This window comes from Xanthomonas sp. NCPPB 3005 (genome assembly GCF_041228095.2).
Classification (GTDB): Bacteria; Pseudomonadota; Gammaproteobacteria; order Xanthomonadales; family Xanthomonadaceae; genus Xanthomonas_A; species Xanthomonas_A bonasiae.
Genome location: NZ_CP166096.2, coordinates 2,900,166 through 2,917,674, shown reverse-complemented (window position 1 = coordinate 2,917,674; position 17,509 = coordinate 2,900,166). Strand labels below are relative to the sequence as shown.

Sequence of the window (17,509 nt, the reverse complement as noted above, 5' to 3'; positions counted from 1 at the left end):
CTCTTTGGATTACCGAAGGTTGGCTGTCGCGGTTCGATTGGCCACGCCCAATGGGCGGTGCCGAAAGAAACCTTGAGCGGCGAGACGTGGCGGTAAGCAAATGGAGCGAGAATTCAACTGTTTCGTTGTACTGGTGTGCAGCTGCCGTGCCGTCGCCTCAAGGCTCTATCGGCACGGAAACCGGGGTGCTGCATGAAACATTAGGCGTAAGGCGATTCCCGACCTCGGGTGCGTGCGCTCCCTACGCCTGGGAGGCGCGCCATTGCGCCGCGTCGTGCATGTCGCGTCGGTACCGAAGGCCAGCCGGGCGAACTGTCCGGCTGGCCCTCGGTCAGAACTCCTGCCAATCCGTCTCGGCCGCGGTACTGGCGGCGGCGCGGTTGCCGGGGATCACGCGCATGGCGGGCTTGCGCGCGCCGCTCGCCGGCTGAGGCCGCTTCGCTTGCGTCTGCGCCGCAGCCACGGGGCGGCTCGGTAGCGCCGTGCCCGGCGCGCTGCCGTCGAGCCTGAAGATCGCGACGACCTCGCTGAGCTGGCCGGCCTGTTCTTCCATCGCGCGCGCCGCGGCGGTGGCTTCCTCGACCAGGGCGGCGTTCTGCTGCGTGGCCTCGTCCATCTGGGTGACGGTGTGGTTGACCTGCTCGATGCCCGCCGACTGTTCCTGCGAGGCGGCGGAGATCTCGCCCATGATGTCGGTGACGCGCTGCACCGAGGACACGATCTCGGCCATGGTCTGCCCGGCGCGATCAACCAGTGCCGAGCCTTCGGCGACGCGGGTCACCGAGTCGTCGATCAGGCCCTTGATCTCCTTGGCCGCACCGGCCGAGCGCTGGGCGAGGGTACGCACCTCGCTGGCGACCACGGCGAAACCGCGGCCCTGTTCGCCGGCGCGCGCCGCTTCCACCGCGGCGTTGAGCGCCAGGATATTGGTCTGGAAGGCGATGCCGTCGATCACCGAGATGATGTCGGCGATCTTCTTGGAGGAGGTCTCGATGCCGCTCATCGTGGTCACCACCTGGCTGACCACGGCGCCGCCCTGCGAGGCGACGGAGGCGGCGCCGACCGCGAGCTGGTTGGCCTGACGCGCGTGTTCGGCGTTCTGCTTGACCGTGGAGGTCAGCTCTTCCATCGAGGCGGCGGTCTCTTCCAGGCTGGCCGCCTGCTGCTCGGTGCGGCGCGACAGGTCGTCGTTGCCGGCGGCGATCTCGCTGGCCGCGGTGTTGATATTGCCGGCGGCCTGCTGGATGCGGCCGACGATGCCGGCGAGCCGTTCGGCGGTGGCGTTGGCATCGTCGCGCATGGTCGCGAACACGCCGTCGAACTCGCCGTGCATGCGCGCGCTCAGGTCGCCGTCGGCCAGTGCGCTGAGCAGGCGCGACACTTCGGCGATGCTGCCCGCATTGGCGTCGAGCAGGCCGTTGAGCTGCTGCGCCAGCAACAGGAAGAAGCCCTGCTTGCCGTCGCTGTCGATGCGTCTGGACAGGTCGCCGGCCGCGGCGCTGCGCACCACCTCGGCCACCTCCACTTCGACCCTGGCTTCGGCGGTGCGGTCGCGCCATTCGCAGACGAAGCCGACGTGGGCGCCGACCTCGTTGCGGATCGCGGAGACCTCCTGGGCGATGCAGGCTTCGCGGTAGCGCACCTCGCGCTGCGCGACGCCCTGGCGGTCGAGCTGCTGGTAGATCTCGGCGTCCTGCGAGTTGCCCACTTCCAGCAACGACACCGGCTGGCCGAGCAGGGGGCTGGAACGCTGGAACGCCGGCGCACAGGCGTGGATGTCGTCGGCGTAGGTGTCCAGCAGTTTCTGCAGCGCGCCGTTGGCGTAGACGATGGTCAGGTCGGGATCGGCGATGTACATGCCGGTCGAGGCGTTGTCCAGCGCGGTGCGGATGCGCAGGTTCTCGGCGGCGACGCTGCGCTCGCGTTCGATCCGCTCGCGCAGTTCGCGCTGCATCCGCGCCAGCGCCGCCATCAGGCTGTTGGCGTGCTTGGCGGCGACCGGAATCGGCTGGTCCAGGCGGCCCGCCGCGATGTGTTGGGCGGCGGCCATCGCCACGCTCGGCTCGCCGCCGAGCAGGCGCGAGACCGAGCGCAGGATCCAGCCGGCGGCCAGTCCCAGGCACAGGATCGCCAGCACCACCGCAGCGGACTGTTGCCAGGTCACGCGGTGGCTGTACTGCTCGGCCGCGCTGCGATTGGCCTCGTTCAGCGCCGCGATGCGGTCGCTGATCGAGCCCATGCGGGTTTCGAGCTGCTCGAACTTTTCGGTGAAGGCGGCATAGGCGGCGGCGCTATCCGCACCCGTTTCGACCAGGCCCACGACCTGGCTCGCCGCGTCGATGTAGCCCCGCAGCGCAGGCGTGACCGCGTCCAGTTCGCGACGCAGGGCCGGATCCAGCGGCAGCTTGCGGTTGTCGGCCAGGGCCTGGCGGAACTCCGCGGCGTGCTCGCCCAGCGAGGCGCGCGCGGCCTTGATGCCGGCATCGTCCTGGCGCGAGGCGGCCAGTAGCGCGGTGGTGACGTCGCCGCGCAACGCGTCGTGCATCATGTCCGCCTGCATGTGGTTGCGCAGCGCATCGGACGAGGTGACCTGTGCGGCGACCGCGCCGAGCAATCCTTGCTGGGCGCTGTAGCCGACGCCCCCCAGCGCCAGCAGTGCGAGCACCGCCACCAGCACCAGGATTGCGAGCATGTGCATGATCTTCATCGGTATCGCCTGGTTCGGTTCAAAAACGGAAAGACAAACCCGCGCCGAGCGCGTGATCCGGCGAACGATCGTTGAGGCCGTAGCTGTAGGCCACATCCAGTTGCACGTCGTTGCTCAGCAGCCAGGCCGAGCCGACGTCGAGCAGGGCGACGGTGCCGCCGTCGTCGCTTTTCGCGATCTGCGGCAGCGCCAGTTCGACGAACGAACGGCTGCGTTCGCTCCATGACTTGCCGAGCACCACGCCGAAGATGCCGGCCGCGTAGCGGTGGCCATCCTCGTTCTCGTCCCAGATCACGCCCGGCATCACCCCGGCGGAGAGGCTGTCGCTGAGCTCCCATTCGGCGACCAGGCGGAACGAAGGCCGCGCGCCGTTGCCGCGCAGGCGGCGCGCGCCGCTGGGCAGGTCCACGTGCAGCAACCACGCCAGCGAGGCGCCGCCGTCGTCGGACGCGGCCAGGTGATGCTTGACCCCGAGCGAGACGTCGGCGAAGCCGGAGATGTCGCCATCGCCGCCGGGCACGTCGTTGTGCTGCCAGCCGTCGGTTTCCAGGCGCAGTTCCCAGGTCGGGCCGAGCCCGTAGCGGAACAGGGTGGGCGTGGCGTAGCCGTCGACACCGTCGTCGCGCTCCCAGGCCACGCTGGTTTCCACTTGCAGGCGGCGATCGCCGACGGTGAGGCTGGATTCGACGAAGTCGGGGCGATCGGTGGCGATCGGCTCCTCTTCGGCGTGCGCGAGGCTGGCGATGCCGAACAAGGTCAGGCAGCTGGCAAGAACGATAGGTTTCATTGTGTTCCCCGTGAACGGTCGACCGTGAAACGCATGCGCCTGGCCGGGCTGTCCCGGACTGGCCGCATGGTCCGTTTGGACCGGCTGTCGCGTCCCCAAGACGCGGTCAGCCAAATGTCATACTGGCTAGCGGCCAGACGCGACGTATCTTTAAACATGTCCGACCGATGGCGCGCGGAGGTCATCGAAAGGACAACGCAGCGGCGGTTGGCGTGGCGTGCTTGTCGCACGTCACCCCAATCCTCTCTCCCGCAGGGCTTTCCTTCGGTCGCCGGTGGGAGAGGGGCCCAGCCGATGGCGACGCGATGGAACGGCTGGCGACAAGCCATCCAACCAGGCACAGCCGCCCATGCCGTTGCGGCGCATACCCGCGGTGGTGCGGGTATGCGCCGAACCGCAACGGCTCAGAACTCGTGCCACTGCGTGTCGGCGGTGCTCGCCGGCTTGCCTGGCACCGCGCGCATCGGCACGTTGCTGCGCCTTGCCGGCGCGCGCTTGGCGTTCGTGCCTGGCGCGGCGACCGCGAGGCCGGGCTTGGCTACGGCTGCCGGCGTGGAGACGGCGGCGTTGTCGAGCTTGAACACGGCCACGGCCTCGGTGAGCTGGCCGGCCTGTTCTTCCATCGCGCGCGCCGCGGCCGTGGCCTCCTCGACCAGCGCGGCGTTCTGCTGCGTGGCCTCGTCCATCTGGGTCACGGTCTGGTTGACCTGCTCGATGCCGGCGTACTGCTCCTGCGAGGCGGCGGAGATCTCGCCCATGATGTCGGTGACGCGTTGCACCGAGGACACGATCTCCTGCATGGTCCTGCCGGCCTGATCGACCAGTGCCGAGCCCTCGCTGACGCGGGTCACCGATTCGTCGATCAGGCCCTTGATCTCCTTGGCCGCGCTCGCCGAGCGCTGGGCGAGGGTGCGCACTTCGCTGGCGACCACGGCGAAACCGCGGCCCTGTTCGCCGGCACGCGCCGCTTCCACCGCGGCATTCAAGGCGAGGATATTGGTCTGGAACGCGATGCCGTCGATGACGCTGATGATGTCGGCGATCTTCTTCGACGAGGTCTCGATGCCGTTCATCGTGGTCACCACCTGGCTGACCACGTCGCCACCCTGCGAGGCGACGGTGGCCGCACCGACGGCGAGTTGATTGGCCTGGCGTGCGTGCTCGGCGTTCTGCTTGACCGTGGAGGTCAGTTCTTCCATCGACGCGGCGGTTTCCTCCAGGCTGGCCGCCTGCTGCTCGGTGCGGCGCGACAGGTCGTCGTTGCCGGCGGCGATCTCGCTGGAGGCGCTGTTGATGCTCAGCGCGGCGGTCTGGATGCGGCCGACGATGGCGGCCAACTGCTCGGAGGTGGCGTTGGCGTCGTCGCGCATCCGGGCGAACACGCCCTGGAACTGGCCCTGCATGCGGGCGCTCAGGTCGCCGGCAGCGATGGCCTGCAGCAGCGTGGACAGCGCTTCCAGGTTGCCATCGGCGGTGGCCATCAGCTGGTTGAGGCTGTCGACCATGGCGCGGAAGTCGTACTGGAAGCGCTCGGCATCGCCGCGCACGCTGAAGTCGCCGGCCGCGGCGGCGGAGGCGAGCTGGTTGATCTCGCGGTTCATCGCGGTCAGGTTCTGCTTGACCGTGTCCATGGTCTCGGTCAGCACGGCTTTTTCGCCGGGCAGGCGGTCCATGTCCTCGCTGAAGTCGCCGATCGCGTAGCGGCCCATGATCTGCGCCAGGCGCAGCTTCACCGCGATATGCGACGCGGCCAGCGCGTTGCTGTCGCGGACCATGCGTCCGTAATCGCCGGGGAAGGCGCTTTCGTCCATGCGGTAGCTGATCTGGCCGGCGTCGTGGCGTTGCGCCATTTCCTTCTGCGCATCGAGCACGGCACGCAGTTGTTCCTGCATCCGCTGCAACGAACCGAACAGGCGGCCCAGCTCGTCGTTGCGCTGGTAGTGGATGCGGCTGTCCAGGCGCCCGGCGGCGACGGCGCCGGACACCTCTACGGCGTTGGCCAGCGGGGTGACCACCAGGCGCCGCAGCAGGAGGTAGAGACCGGCGCTGAGCAGCAGCGCCGCGCACAGGCCGACCGCGACGATGGTCCACAGCAGCGAGCGCGCCTGGGCCATCAGCAGTGCGCGCGGCACCGCCACGCCCAGCGCGAAGCGCTCCTGTGCCTGGCCGATCTGCAGCGGCACGTAGACTTCGATGTCGGTGGCGCCGGTCTGCGCATCGGCGACTTCGCGGGTCACGCTCTCGCCCTTGGCGATGGCGGCCAGCAAGGTGCGCGTGCCCGGGTCGTCCAGCTTCTTGCCGACCTTGGCCGGGTCGCGATCGGCGATGATCGCGCCGCCGGGCGACAGCAGGCGCACATGGCCGGCGCCGAGCGGGCGCAGCTTGGACAGGCGTTCCTGCAGCTTGGCCAGGCCGAAGTCGGTGGTCACCACGCCCAGGAACTTGCCGTCCTCGAGCACCGGCGTGGTCAGCGTGGTCATCAGCACCTTGTTGCCGCCGATCTCGTACACGTAGGGTTCCACCACGGTCGGGCGGTGCTGCTGGCGCGCCTTCAGATACCAGTCGCCGGAGCCGGGCACCTCGTAGTCGCGCAGCGGTTCGCGCACCTGCTTGTCGCCCTGCCAGGCCCAATACACCATGTAGCGGCCGCTGGCGTCGTGGCCGTCGGCGTTGGCATAGGCCGTGTCCTTGCCATCGAACGCCTGCGGCTCCCACAGCGTGCCCAGGCCGGTCCAGTCGGGGTGCTGGCGCAATTCGCGCAGCACGATATCGCTGAACGTCTCGCGCACCTTGCCGTCCTGGTTGCGCTGCGCCAGCAGGCTGTTGGCGAATACCTGGTTGGAGACGAAGGCCGCGCCGATATCGTTGGAAATGCGCTGCGCTTCCAGGTAGGCGGCATCGGTCATGCCGGCTTTGGCCGAGGTGAGCAGCGCATCGCTGCTGCGCACGTAGATGATCGCGGCGGTCACGCCGAAACACAGCACGGCGATCGCGGCCACGCCGAGCATCAGGCGGGTGGCGACGCTGGTGAAGCGGGGGGCTGGGGTCGGGCTCATGGCGTTCATCGCTGGCAGAAGTGGAGAAAAACGAAGCAACCGATCCGTTCGCCCGCGCTGTGGTGCCGCGTTTCTTGTTGGGTACGACGGTATCGGCACTATCCTGGGTCTGATTCCTTATCGGCACTGCGTCTCATAAATTGAATCGGCCGCAGCGAGCTGCGGCCGATCGGAACCTCATGCAGCGGTGGGAGCCGCCGCTGGACTCAGAACTCCTGCCATTCCGTTGCGGTCCCCACGGCGGCCAGGGCCCGCGGCCGCGGCGCCGGGCGCAGCGGCGAACGCGGGGCCGGCACGCTGCGCAGCCCGGGTCGGGCCGCGACCGCGTCGTTGGCGGCCTCGATCTTGAACACCGCCACGGCGCCGGTGAGCTGGTTGGCCTGTTCTTCCATCGCCCGCGCCGCGGCGCTTGCTTCCTCGACCAGGGCGGCATTCTGCTGGGTGGTCTCGTCCATCTGATTGACGGTCTGGTTGACCTGCTCGATGCCGGCGTACTGCTCCTGCGAGGCGGCGGAGATTTCGCCCATGATGTCGGTGACGCGCTGCACCGAGGACACGATCTCGCTCATGGTCTGGCCGGCCTGGCGCACCAGCGCCGAGCCGTTGGACACCTGGCCGACCGAGTCGTCGATCAGGCTTTTGATTTCCTTGGCGGCGCCGGCCGAGCGCTGGGCCAGCGTCCGCACCTCGCTGGCGACCACCGCGAAGCCGCGGCCCTGTTCGCCGGCGCGCGCCGCTTCCACCGCGGCATTGAGCGCCAGGATGTTGGTCTGGAAGGCGATGCCGTCGATCACCGAGATGATGTCGGCGATCTTCTTGGACGAGGCCTCGATGCCGTTCATGGTGGTCACCACCTGGCCGACCACGTCGCCGCCCTGCGCCGCGACCGAGGCGGCGCCGACCGCGAGCTGGTTGGCCTGGCGGGCATGTTCGGCGTTCTGCTTGACGGTGGAGGTCAGCTCTTCCATCGAGGCGGCGGTCTCTTCCAGGCTGGCGGCCTGCTGCTCGGTGCGGCGCGACAGGTCGTCGTTGCCGGCGGCGATCTCGCTGGCCGCCGCATTGATGCTGACCGCCGCGGTCTGGATGCCGCCGACGATGCTGGCCAGTTGCTCGGCGGTGGCGTTGGCGTCGTCGCGCATGGTCGCGAACACACCGTTGAAGTCGCCGCTCATGCGGGCGGTCAGGTCGCCGGCGGCGATGGCGCGCAGCATTTGCGACAGCGCGTCGAGGTTGCCGTCGGCGGTGGCCATCAGCTGGTTGAGGCTGTCGATCATGGCGCGGAAGTCGTATTGGAAGCTTTCGGCGTCGCCGCGCACGCTGAAGTCTCCCGCCGCCGCGGCATCGGCAAGCTGGCCGATCTCGCGGTTCATCGCGCCGAGGTTCTGCTTGACCGTGTCCATCGTCGTGGTCAGCACGGCCTTCTCGCCGGGCAGTCGGTCCATGTCCTCGCTGAGGTCGCCGATCGCATAGCGGCCCATGATCTGGATCAGGCGCATCTTCACCGCGATATGCGCAGCGACCAGGCCATTGCTGTCGCGGACCATGCGCCCGTAGTCGCCGGGGAAGACGCTCTCGTCCATGCGATAGCTGATCTGGCCGGCGTCGTGGCGCTGCGCCATTTCGGTCTGCGCGGCGAGCACGGCGCGCAACTGGTTTTGCATGCTGCTCATGCTGACCAGCAGGCGCCCGGTCTCGTCGCGCGATTGGGTATCGATGGTGTTGTCCAGCTTGCCCGAGGCGATGGCGTCGGCCACGTCGATCGCAAGGCCCAGACGCTTGACCAGCTGGCGGCGGATCACCAGGCCCATGCCCACGGCGACCAGGATCGCGACCAGGCTGCCGAGCAGCACCGACCACTTGCCCTGCGCGCGCACCGTTTCCAGCTGTTGGCTGCGCTTGACCAGCAACCCGCTTTCCTCGTCGGCGAATGCGCTCAGCAGTGGGCGGATCTTGTTCATCGCCTCGCGGTCGCGGCCTTCGCCGAACGCGGCCAAGACCTGTTGCTGGCTGTCGGGACGCTCGCGCAGGGCGATGACCTGCTGCTCGATCTGCACCAGCTCCTGGTACGCGGACTGCAATTGCGCCAGGCGCGCCTGTTGCCGCGGATTGTCCGCGGTCAGGCGCTTGGCCTCGGCGAAGCTCTTCTCGAAGCCGGCCTGGCCGAGTGCGAACGGCTGCAGGTAGTCCTTGTTGCCGGACAGCAGATAGCCGCGGGTGCTGGTCTGCACGTTCAGGGTGTTGGCCTGCATCAGTTCGCCGGTAGCCAGCACCTTGAAGGTATGTTCGTTGATGGCGACGGCGTCGTTGAACTGGAACTGGCTGCGCAGGCTGATCGCGCCGACGATGAGCAGCACCAGCACGACGGCGCCGAAGCCGATGGCGAGTTGGGCCGACAGGGGCAGATTCTTGGTCTTCATCGATGGATCCCGGAGTTGAGGATGAAACGGGCTATGAAAGGGCGACAGCAGCGCGTCGGATGCCGATCACTGCATCCATGTCCTCTGTAACGGCGGGTCTATCGTTAAATTCAATCGATTTCTTGATATCAATAGATAGTCAAAGCATATCGATATTTGGTTTATTGATGCATGACGCCTTTATCCGGCTGGCCAGTGACACGCGACGGCGTGCGGTTGTGGCTTGCCGCACAGCGGCCGCGTGCGGCGAATCCCAGCACGGGGTAAGTCGGCACTGTGTCCCAGAACGCGATTCGGCCGCGGGGGGGGCCGCGGCCGATCGGTGTCGCATTGCGCTGGGTCAGGTGGCGGCTGAGCTTGCGATCGCCGCCATTCCTGTCTGGCTAGGCCTGGCGTCTATGCCTGACGCAATTGCGCCGGCTGTGCCGGCAGGCTGCGCAGGGCGGCCCGGCTGGCCGGCGCGGCGTTGGCCGCCTCGAGCTTGAACACCGCCACGGCTTCGGTGAGCTGGCCGGCCTGGTCTTCCATCGACCGCGCCGCGGCGGTGGCTTCTTCCACCAGCGCAGCATTCTGCTGCGTCGCTTCGTCCATCTGGGTGACGGTCTGGTTGACCTGTTCGATGCCGGCGTACTGCTCCTGCGACGCCGCGGAGATCTCGCCCATGATGTCGGTGACGCGCTGCACCGAGGACACGATCTCGGTCATGGTCTGGCCGGCCTGGCGCACCAGCGTCGAGCCCTCGGCGACGCGGGTCACCGACTCGTCGATCAGGCTCTTGATCTCCTTGGCCGCACCGGCCGAACGCTGGGCGAGGGTGCGCACCTCGCTGGCGACCACCGCAAAACCGCGGCCCTGTTCGCCGGCCCGCGCCGCTTCCACGGCCGCATTCAAGGCGAGGATATTGGTCTGGAACGCGATGCCGTCGATGACGCTGATGATGTCGGCGATCTTCTTCGACGAAGTCTCGATGCCGCTCATCGTGGTGACGACTTGGCCGACCACGTCGCCGCCCTGCGAGGCGACGGATGCGGCGCCGACCGCGAGCTGGTTGGCCTGGCGCGCATGCTCGGCGTTCTGCTTGACGGTCGAGGTCAGTTCTTCCATCGACGCGGCAGTCTCTTCCAGGCTGGCGGCCTGCTGCTCGGTGCGCCGCGACAGGTCGTCGTTGCCGGCGGCGATCTCGGTGGCGGCGGCATTGATGCTGACCGCCGCGGTCTGGATGCGGCCGACGATGCCGGTCAGCTGGTCGGCGGTGGCGTTGGCGTCGTCGCGCATCCTGGCGAACACGCCATGGAACTCGCCGTGCATGCGCGCGGTCAGGTCGCCTGCGGCGATCGACTGCAGCAGCGCGGAGAGCTTGCCGAGGTTGCGGTCGCTGACTTCCATCATGGCGTTGAGGCCTTGCACCATTGCCTGGAAGTCGTGCTGGAAGTGATCGGCATCGCCACGCGCACTGAAGTCGCCGGCGGCGGCCGCCGCGGCCAGGCGCTTGATCTCGGTATTGATCGCCAGCAGGCTGGCCTTGGCCGCGTCCATCGATTCGTGCAGCACCGCGCGGCTGCCGGGCAGGCGCCGCGCGTCGCGGCGCAGGTCGCCGTTGGCGTATTCGTTGAGCACCGCGATCGCGTCGACGATCGCGTCCAGGTGCTCGAACATCATGGTGTTGATGCCCTTGCTCAGGTCGCCGTACACGCCGGGGAAGTCCAGCGGCATGCGATGGGTCATGTCCTTGTCGGCATGCAGTTCGATCATCAGCGCGGTTTCGCTGGAGAAGCGCTGCAGCTGCGTCTGCATCTTGTCCATCGCGTTGAGCAGGCGGCCGGGCTCGTCGCGGGCCTGGGTACTGACGTCGTTGTCCAGGCGGCCGTTGGCGATGGCCTCGGCGGCGCGGGTGGCGCGGTTCAGCGGTTGGGTCAGGCTGCGGGTGATCAGCCAGGCCAGCAGGCTGCTGGCCAGCACCGCGGCGATGCCGCCGCCGATCAGCATCGCGCGGCCGCGTTCGATATGGCCGACCGCGGTCGCATGCGCCTCCTTGCTGAGCTGGTTCTGCAGGACCGCGTTCTCGCGGATCTTGGTCTGCCAGGCGAGCGTCGCGGGACGCGATTTTTCGTGGAAGAGTTGCTGCGCCTGAACATACTCGCCCGCCTTGACGGCTTCGATCACCGCGTTGTTCAGCGGTCGTGCCTTGTTCATCAGGTCTTGGATTTCCGCACGCAGGCGCTTGCCGGCGTCATTGGTCGGCATCGCATAGAGCTTGTCGCGTTCGCTGTTGTAGTGCTGGCGTTCGGTCTGGATCACTGCCAACTCCTTGGCGGCATCGGTATTGCCGACCTGGGTGGCATACGATCCCAGTGCCACCAGGATGGCGGAGTTCGCATCCAGCATGCCGTTGGACAGGTTGATCTTCTCGATATTGGAATGGACGATGCTGTCCAATTGCTTGCGCGCGCCGGACATCGCGAACAATCCGGCGGCAACCAGCAGGCCGGAGATCAGGATCAGGATGCCGAATGCTGCTGAGAGTCGATTGCCAACGCTGTAGCGCTGCAGGAATGCGGTCATGTAGCTGGCTCCTTTCTTTCGTAGATGGGCTTTAATTCACTAAGCAATAATATTTTTTGAAACTGTGAATTTCGTCGTATTTTGTCTACTTCATAACGGCGGTGTGGTCGGGATCTTTAGCCGGTTGAGCGCATCGCAGCGCACCTGTAGATGGCAGGGTTCGGCTGCTAAGCGCCTGAGTGCCGGGCGGGATGCACCCTGGTCCGCGATCGGCTGCGGCCGGACTGAAGCGCGCGATGCGCCCATGCGCACAAAAAAGGCCGTGGGGTGAGCACGGCCGATGGGGCGCTTCGCAGGGCAATGCCCTGGCCTGGCTCAGAAGGTCTGCCAATCCTTCGCGGTGGAGGCTGTCGCTGCCAGCGCCGGCTTGGCGCGTACGGGCAGCTTGCGTGCGGGCACGGCATGCAGGGCCGGACGCGATGCGGCCGAGGTGCGTTGCGGCGAAGGCGCGGCGGCGGCTTCCAGCTTGAACAGGGCGACGGTTTCGGTCAGCTGACCGGCCTGTTCTTCCATCGAACGGGCCGCGGCAGTGGCTTCCTCGACCAGGGCGGCATTCTGCTGGGTGGTCTCGTCCATCTGGGTCACGGTCTGGTTGACCTGTTCGATGCCGGCGTACTGCTCCTGCGAGGCCGAGGAGATCTCGCTCATGATGTCGGTGACACGCTGCACCGAGGACACGATCTCCTGCATGGTCTGGCCGGCCTGGCCGACCAGGACCGAACCTGCGGCGACACGGCCGACCGAGTCGTCGATCAGGCTCTTGATCTCCTTGGCGGCACCGGCCGAGCGCTGGGCGAGGGTACGCACCTCGCTGGCGACCACGGCGAAACCGCGACCCTGTTCGCCGGCCCGCGCCGCTTCCACCGCGGCGTTGAGCGCCAGGATATTGGTCTGGAAGGCGATGCCGTCGATGACGCTGATGATGTCGGCAATCTTTTTCGACGAGGTCTCGATGCCGCTCATGGTGGTCACCACTTGACTCACGACATCGCCGCCCTGGGTGGCGACGGCCGCCGCGCCGACCGCGAGCTGGTTGGCCTGGCGTGCATGGTCGGCATTCTGCTTGACCGTGGAGGTCAGCTCTTCCATCGACGCGGCGGTTTCCTCCAGGCTGGCGGCCTGCTGCTCGGTGCGGCGCGACAGGTCGTCGTTGCCGGCGGCGATCTCGCCGGCGGCGGCGTTGATGCTGATCGCGGCGGTCTGGATGCCGCCGATGATGTCGGTCAGTTGCGCGACCGTGGTATTGGCATCGTCGCGCATCGTGGCGAACACACCCTGGAACTCGCCGTGCATGCGTGCGGTCAGGTCGCCTTCGGCGATGGAGCGCAACAGCGTGGACAGCTTGCCCAGGTTGCTGTCGCTGGCTTCCAGCATCGCGTTGAGATCCTGCACCATCACCCGCGAATCGTACTGGAACCGTCCGGCATCGCCGCGGGCACTGAAGTCGCCGGCGGCGGCGGCCGCGGCCAGGCGCTTGATCTCGGTGTTGATCGCCAGCAGGCTGGCCTTGGCCGCGTCCATCGATTCGTGCAGTACCACCCGGCTGCCCGGCAGGCGCCGCACATCGCGGCGCAGGTCGCCGATGGCGTACTCGTTGAGCACCGCGATCGCATCGACGATGGCATCCAGGTGCTCGAACATCATGGTGTTGATGCCTGCGCCGAGTTCGCCGTACACGCCCGGGAAATCCGACGGCATGCGGTGGGTCATGTCCTTGTCCGCGTGCAGTTCGATCATCAGCGCGGTTTCGCTGGAGAAGCGTTGCAACTGGGTCTGCATGCGATCCATTGCATCGAGCAGGCGGCCGGTCTCGTCACGCGCCTGGGTCTTCGCATCGTTGTCCAGGCGACCGTCGGCGATCGCCTCGGCAATGCGGATGGCGCGGTTCAGCGGCTGGGTCAGGCTGCGGGTGATCATCCAGGCCAGCAGGCTGCTGACCAGCAGCACGCCGAAGCCCCCGGCGACCATCGTATTGCGCCCGTTCGCCATTGCCCTGGTCGCCGTGGTGTAGGCGATGGCGGCATTCTTGCGCTGGGTGGAAACGGCGTCACGGATGCCTTTTTGCCAGGCGTTCATCGCTGATCCGCCTGTGCCCATCAACATCGCTTGCGCTTCTGCCTGGCGGCCTGCGATGGCGCTGGCGATGATCGCATCGTTCGCTACGCGGGCAATGTCCCGTTGCTTGGACACCAGCGCGCGGTTCGTCATGCCCTTCGCATCGGTGGGCGTGGCGAACAGCACATCGCGGTTGGTGTTGTAGCGCAGGCGCTGGCTATCGATGACGCCCTTGGCAGTGGCGATGTCGTCTGCATCCTTGGCGATGGACAGGTCGCGCAACGCGATCGAGATGCTGTTGTTGGCATCCAGCATCTCGCTCCATAGCCGGATCTTTTCCATGTTGACGTTGACGATGTCGTCGAGCTCGCCGCGCGCTTTGGCGAGGGTGACGAGGCCGGCGGTGACCAGCAGACAGGACAGCAGGATCAAAAGGCCGAAGGCCATCGTCAGCCGGCGGCCGACGTTGTAGCGTTGCAGAAGTGCGTTCATTGCAGAGTTCCAGGAAGCCCGAGGGCATGGAAGATCGGCTGACGTGAGGATGTCAGTTGCGTTTGCGGCGTCCCTGCAGGAAGGCCGCTGTAGCCGCAAGACCGCGCGCCATGCCCATGGATCCTGGGCATCGCGTCTGGGGTCTGCGGCGTAGCGGTCGTGGCGTCTGAAAAATGGAGCGTCGGCGGCCAGCGTCGGTGTCCGGCCTGCTTTTTCTTCGCGCCGGCGATGGTGCCGGCGTTCTTGGGGCGCATGCGGTGGGGTCGTGCGGCCTGCTGCATCGCCGCTGCAGCCTGCGCGATCGGCGCGCGATCCCGGCGAAGCGGGTCGAGCGCAGATGCGTGTTCGGCTACCTGATTTCTGGTGACTCTGCGGTATGCATCAGGCGCATCCGCGAGCAGGCATCATGCCCTGGGCGTTCTCGGCATTGCACCGAGCCGAACGCCAACGTCGATGTGTTCGACTGCACGGACCCGTCTGCGTCACGACGCGTGGGGAGTCCGTCCAGGATGCGGCGTGTTCCGAAAGCAACGGCTTCGGCCGCGATTTGGTTGGCCGACGACGCGCTGCCGCGTCGTCGGCGGTGCATCGACCGAAGCGATCAGGCCGCTTGCGGCACCTTCAGCGAACGCACCAGCCCGCCGATGTCCACGATCAGGGCGACGCGGCCGTCGCCGAGGATGGTGGCGCCGGAGATGCCGCCGATGCGCCGGTAGTTGTTCTCGATGTTCTTGACCACCACCTGCTGCTGGCCGACCAGTTCGTCCACTTCCAGCGCGATCTTCTGGCCGTCTGCCTCGACCACCACCACCAGCGGCTCGGCCTGCTCGGTGCGGCCGTAGCCGTACGAATCGCTGAGCGAGAGGATCGGCAGGTATTCGCCGCGGACCCGCAACACGCGGCCTTCGCCGGCCATGCTGCGGATGTCGTCGGGCTGCGGCTGCAGCGCTTCGAGCACGTAGGCCAGCGGCAGGATCAGGGTCTCGCCGGCGACCGACACGGTCATGCCGTCCAGGATCGCCAGGGTCAGCGGCAGGCGGATCAGCACGCGGGTGCCGCGGCCGGAATTGCTTTCCAGCTGCACTTCGCCGCCCAGGCCCTGGATGTTGCGGCGGACCACGTCCATGCCCACGCCGCGGCCGGACAGGTCGGTGACCGCGTCGGCGGTGGAGAAGCCGGGGGCGAAGATCAGGTCCCACACCTGCGCGTCGGTGGGGTTGTCCGGCACGCTCAGGCCGCGTTCGGCGGCCTTGGCCAGGATGCGGTCGCGGTTGAGGCCGGCGCCGTCGTCGCTGACTTCGATGACGATGTGCCCGCCCTGGTGCGAGGCGGCCAGGGTGATGGTGCCGGTCTCGTCCTTGCCGGCGGCGCGGCGCGCTTCCGGCATTTCCAGGCCGTGGTCGATCGAATTGCGCACCAGGTGCACCAGCGGATCGGCGATCTTCTCGATCAGGCCCTTGTCCAGTTCGGTGCCTTCGCCGATGGTGCGCAGCCGCACCTGCTTGCCGAGGCGGGTGGACAGGTCGCGGACCAGGCGCGGGAAGCGACGGAACACCGCGTCCACCGGCAGCATGCGCACGCCGATCACCGCTTCCTGCAGGTCGCGGGTATTGCGTTCGAGCAGGTCCAGGCCGGCGAACAGGCGCTCGGCATGGGCCGGGTCGAGATCGCCGGAGACCTGCTTGAGCATGGCCTGGGTGATGACCAGTTCGCCGACCAGGTTGATCAGCGCATCGACCTTGTCGACGCTGACCCGGATCGAGCTTTCCGCTTCGTGCGCGGCGGCGGCGTTGCCGGCCGGCGCGTTGGCGGCCACGGCAGCGGCCGGCGCGGCGGTGGCGCTGGCCGGCGGCTGCGCCAGGGTCGGGGCGGGCGCGCTGGCCAGGCTCGGCGGCGGCACCGCGCGGATGTCCAGTTCGCAGTCGTCGATCACCCAGGCGAAGGTGTCTTCGATCGCGCTGCGCGGGATCTTGCCGACCAGGCCCAGGTCCCAGGCCAGGTAGGCCTCGAGCGGGTCGAGGTCGCTGAAGCCGGGCAGGCGCGCGGTGCGGCAGGCGACCTGCAGCGGGCCGAGGTGTTCGAGTTCGCGGATGATGCGCAGCGGGTCGTTGCCGCTCATGAACAGCGACGGCGCCGGGGTGAAGCCGATCTGCCAGGCTTCCGGTTCGGCCGGCTGGTTGGCGGCCGGGGTCGCGGCGGGCGCGGCGGCGGCGTTGCCGTTGAGGGCCTGCTGCAGGCGGTCGTGCACCGCCTTGACCGCGACCGGATCGGCCGGGGTGCCGTGCTCGGCTTCGCGCAGCAAGGCGCGCAGCACGTCCACCGACCCCAGGATTGCATCGATCGCGTGCGCTTCCACCTCGCGCTTGCCCGAGCGCAGCTCGTCGAGCAGCGTCTCCAGCACGTGGGTCAGGCCGGCCATCGCCTCGAAGCCGAAGGTGGCGGCGCCGCCCTTGATCGAGTGCGCGGCGCGGAACACCGAGTTGATCACTTCGGGATCGCGGTTGCCTTCTTCCAGCGACAGCAATCCGGCTTCCATCGCGTCCAGCCCTTCGCGGCTCTCCTCGAAGAAGGTGGCGTGGAAACGTTGCAGGTCCATGCTCATGGGCGGGGAATCCGGAAAAAGGGTGGAGAGGAAATCAGCCCAGGACTTTCTGGACGGTGGCGATCAGCTGTTCCGGGTTGAACGGCTTGACCAGCCAGCCGGTGGCGCCGGCGGCCTTGCCTTCGGACTTCTTGTCCGCCGCCGACTCGGTGGTCAGCATCAGCATCGGCGTGAACTTGTAGTCCGGCAGCTGGCGCAGCGCGCGGATCAGCGAGATGCCGTCCATGTTCGGCATGTTGACGTCGGTGACCACCGCGTTGAAGCGCTGGCCCTGGGCGCGGCCGAGGGCGACCTGGCCGTCTTCGGCTTCCTCGACCGCGAAACCGGCCGAAGTGAGGGCAAAGGAGACCATCTGGCGCATCGACGCCGAATCGTCCACCACCAAGATACGTGCGCTCATGCGGCGTTCTCCACAGATTTCAGGTTGTCAGGGGTTGCAGGAAGGCCCAGCGATGCGCTGACCCCTAGCAGGCGTGCCGCGTCGCGGAACGTGTCGTTGCAGGTTGCGAACACAGTGCTCTTGCCGTCCTTCCGACGTGCATCGACGAATGCGCACAGCACCTGCACGGATGCGGTATGGATGCGGCGGACCTCGCCGGCGTCCAGCTGCAGCTCGTCGTCCGACGCCAGGAACGGGGTCAGCCGTTGTTTCAGGTCGGCGCTGGTCTCGATGCCGAGATCTTCGCCAAGGGTCACTGTGCTCATCATTGCTCCGCACGGAATGGTTCTAGGGCAGATAACGGCCAATGCGCGGGAAGCTTTAGCGGCGCATCGGGAAAGTGCGGCAGGGTTGGCAGTTGCCGGCTGCCGCTGCCACGGCGCATCGCCGCT

9 protein-coding genes are annotated in these 17,509 nt (G+C 67.5%); all 9 read right to left on the bottom strand.

The window, feature by feature from the left end; translation table 11 throughout:
- Positions 1-331 precede the first annotated feature (331 nt).
- Positions 332-2,707 (bottom strand): methyl-accepting chemotaxis protein, encoded by a 2,376-nt coding sequence (locus AB8810_RS12640; RefSeq protein ID WP_369913814.1) that lies wholly within the window; start codon positions 2,705-2,707, stop codon positions 332-334.
- 19 nt (positions 2,708-2,726) lie between these two features.
- The gene (locus AB8810_RS12635; RefSeq protein WP_191826751.1) at positions 2,727-3,494 is read right to left on the bottom strand and encodes a transporter; all 768 of its coding nucleotides are present in this window, start codon (positions 3,492-3,494) and stop codon (positions 2,727-2,729) included.
- 404 nt (positions 3,495-3,898) lie between these two features.
- The gene (locus AB8810_RS12630; RefSeq protein ID WP_369913813.1) at positions 3,899-6,559 is read right to left on the bottom strand and encodes a methyl-accepting chemotaxis protein; all 2,661 of its coding nucleotides are present in this window, start codon (positions 6,557-6,559) and stop codon (positions 3,899-3,901) included.
- 197 nt (positions 6,560-6,756) lie between these two features.
- Positions 6,757-8,967: a methyl-accepting chemotaxis protein gene (locus AB8810_RS12625; RefSeq protein WP_179564468.1), complete on the bottom strand. Its 2,211-nt coding sequence runs from the start codon at positions 8,965-8,967 to the stop codon at positions 6,757-6,759.
- A gap of 396 nt (positions 8,968-9,363) precedes the next feature.
- On the bottom strand, positions 9,364-11,529 hold the full coding sequence (locus tag AB8810_RS12620) for a methyl-accepting chemotaxis protein (RefSeq protein WP_369913812.1): 2,166 nt from the start codon (positions 11,527-11,529) through the stop codon (positions 9,364-9,366).
- 315 nt (positions 11,530-11,844) lie between these two features.
- Positions 11,845-14,076 carry a methyl-accepting chemotaxis protein gene (locus AB8810_RS12615; RefSeq protein ID WP_369913811.1) on the bottom strand — a complete coding sequence of 744 codons (2,232 nt, stop codon included), beginning with the start codon at positions 14,074-14,076 and terminating at the stop codon, positions 11,845-11,847.
- Positions 14,077-14,677: 601 nt separating this feature from the next.
- Positions 14,678-16,678 (bottom strand): chemotaxis protein CheA, encoded by a 2,001-nt coding sequence (locus AB8810_RS12610; protein ID WP_179564474.1) that lies wholly within the window; start codon positions 16,676-16,678, stop codon positions 14,678-14,680.
- 34 nt (positions 16,679-16,712) lie between these two features.
- Positions 16,713-17,078, bottom strand: a complete 366-nt coding sequence (locus AB8810_RS12605) for a response regulator (protein WP_003470902.1) — start codon at positions 17,076-17,078, stop codon at positions 16,713-16,715.
- Complete coding sequence (locus tag AB8810_RS12600; protein WP_074375519.1) at positions 17,075-17,383, bottom strand: STAS domain-containing protein; 309 nt, start codon at positions 17,381-17,383, stop codon at positions 17,075-17,077. Before AB8810_RS12600 ends, AB8810_RS12605 begins: the two co-directional genes overlap by 4 nt.
- Positions 17,384-17,509 lie beyond the last annotated feature (126 nt).

Excerpts from the sequence above, each read along its gene's own strand:
- AB8810_RS12640 (WP_369913814.1), bottom strand. The coding sequence starts at position 2,707 with ATGAAGATCATGCACATGCTCGCAATCCTGGTGCTGGTGGCGGTGCTC.
- AB8810_RS12635 (WP_191826751.1), bottom strand. The coding sequence starts at position 3,494 with ATGAAACCTATCGTTCTTGCCAGCTGCCTGACCTTGTTCGGCATCGCC.
- AB8810_RS12630 (WP_369913813.1), bottom strand. The coding sequence starts at position 6,559 with ATGAACGCCATGAGCCCGACCCCAGCCCCCCGCTTCACCAGCGTCGCC.
- AB8810_RS12625 (WP_179564468.1), bottom strand. The coding sequence starts at position 8,967 with ATGAAGACCAAGAATCTGCCCCTGTCGGCCCAACTCGCCATCGGCTTC.
- AB8810_RS12620 (WP_369913812.1), bottom strand. The coding sequence starts at position 11,529 with ATGACCGCATTCCTGCAGCGCTACAGCGTTGGCAATCGACTCTCAGCA.
- AB8810_RS12615 (WP_369913811.1), bottom strand. The coding sequence starts at position 14,076 with ATGAACGCACTTCTGCAACGCTACAACGTCGGCCGCCGGCTGACGATG.
- AB8810_RS12610 (WP_179564474.1), bottom strand. The coding sequence starts at position 16,678 with ATGAGCATGGACCTGCAACGTTTCCACGCCACCTTCTTCGAGGAGAGC.
- AB8810_RS12605 (WP_003470902.1), bottom strand. The coding sequence starts at position 17,078 with ATGAGCGCACGTATCTTGGTGGTGGACGATTCGGCGTCGATGCGCCAG.
- AB8810_RS12600 (WP_074375519.1), bottom strand. The coding sequence starts at position 17,383 with ATGAGCACAGTGACCCTTGGCGAAGATCTCGGCATCGAGACCAGCGCC.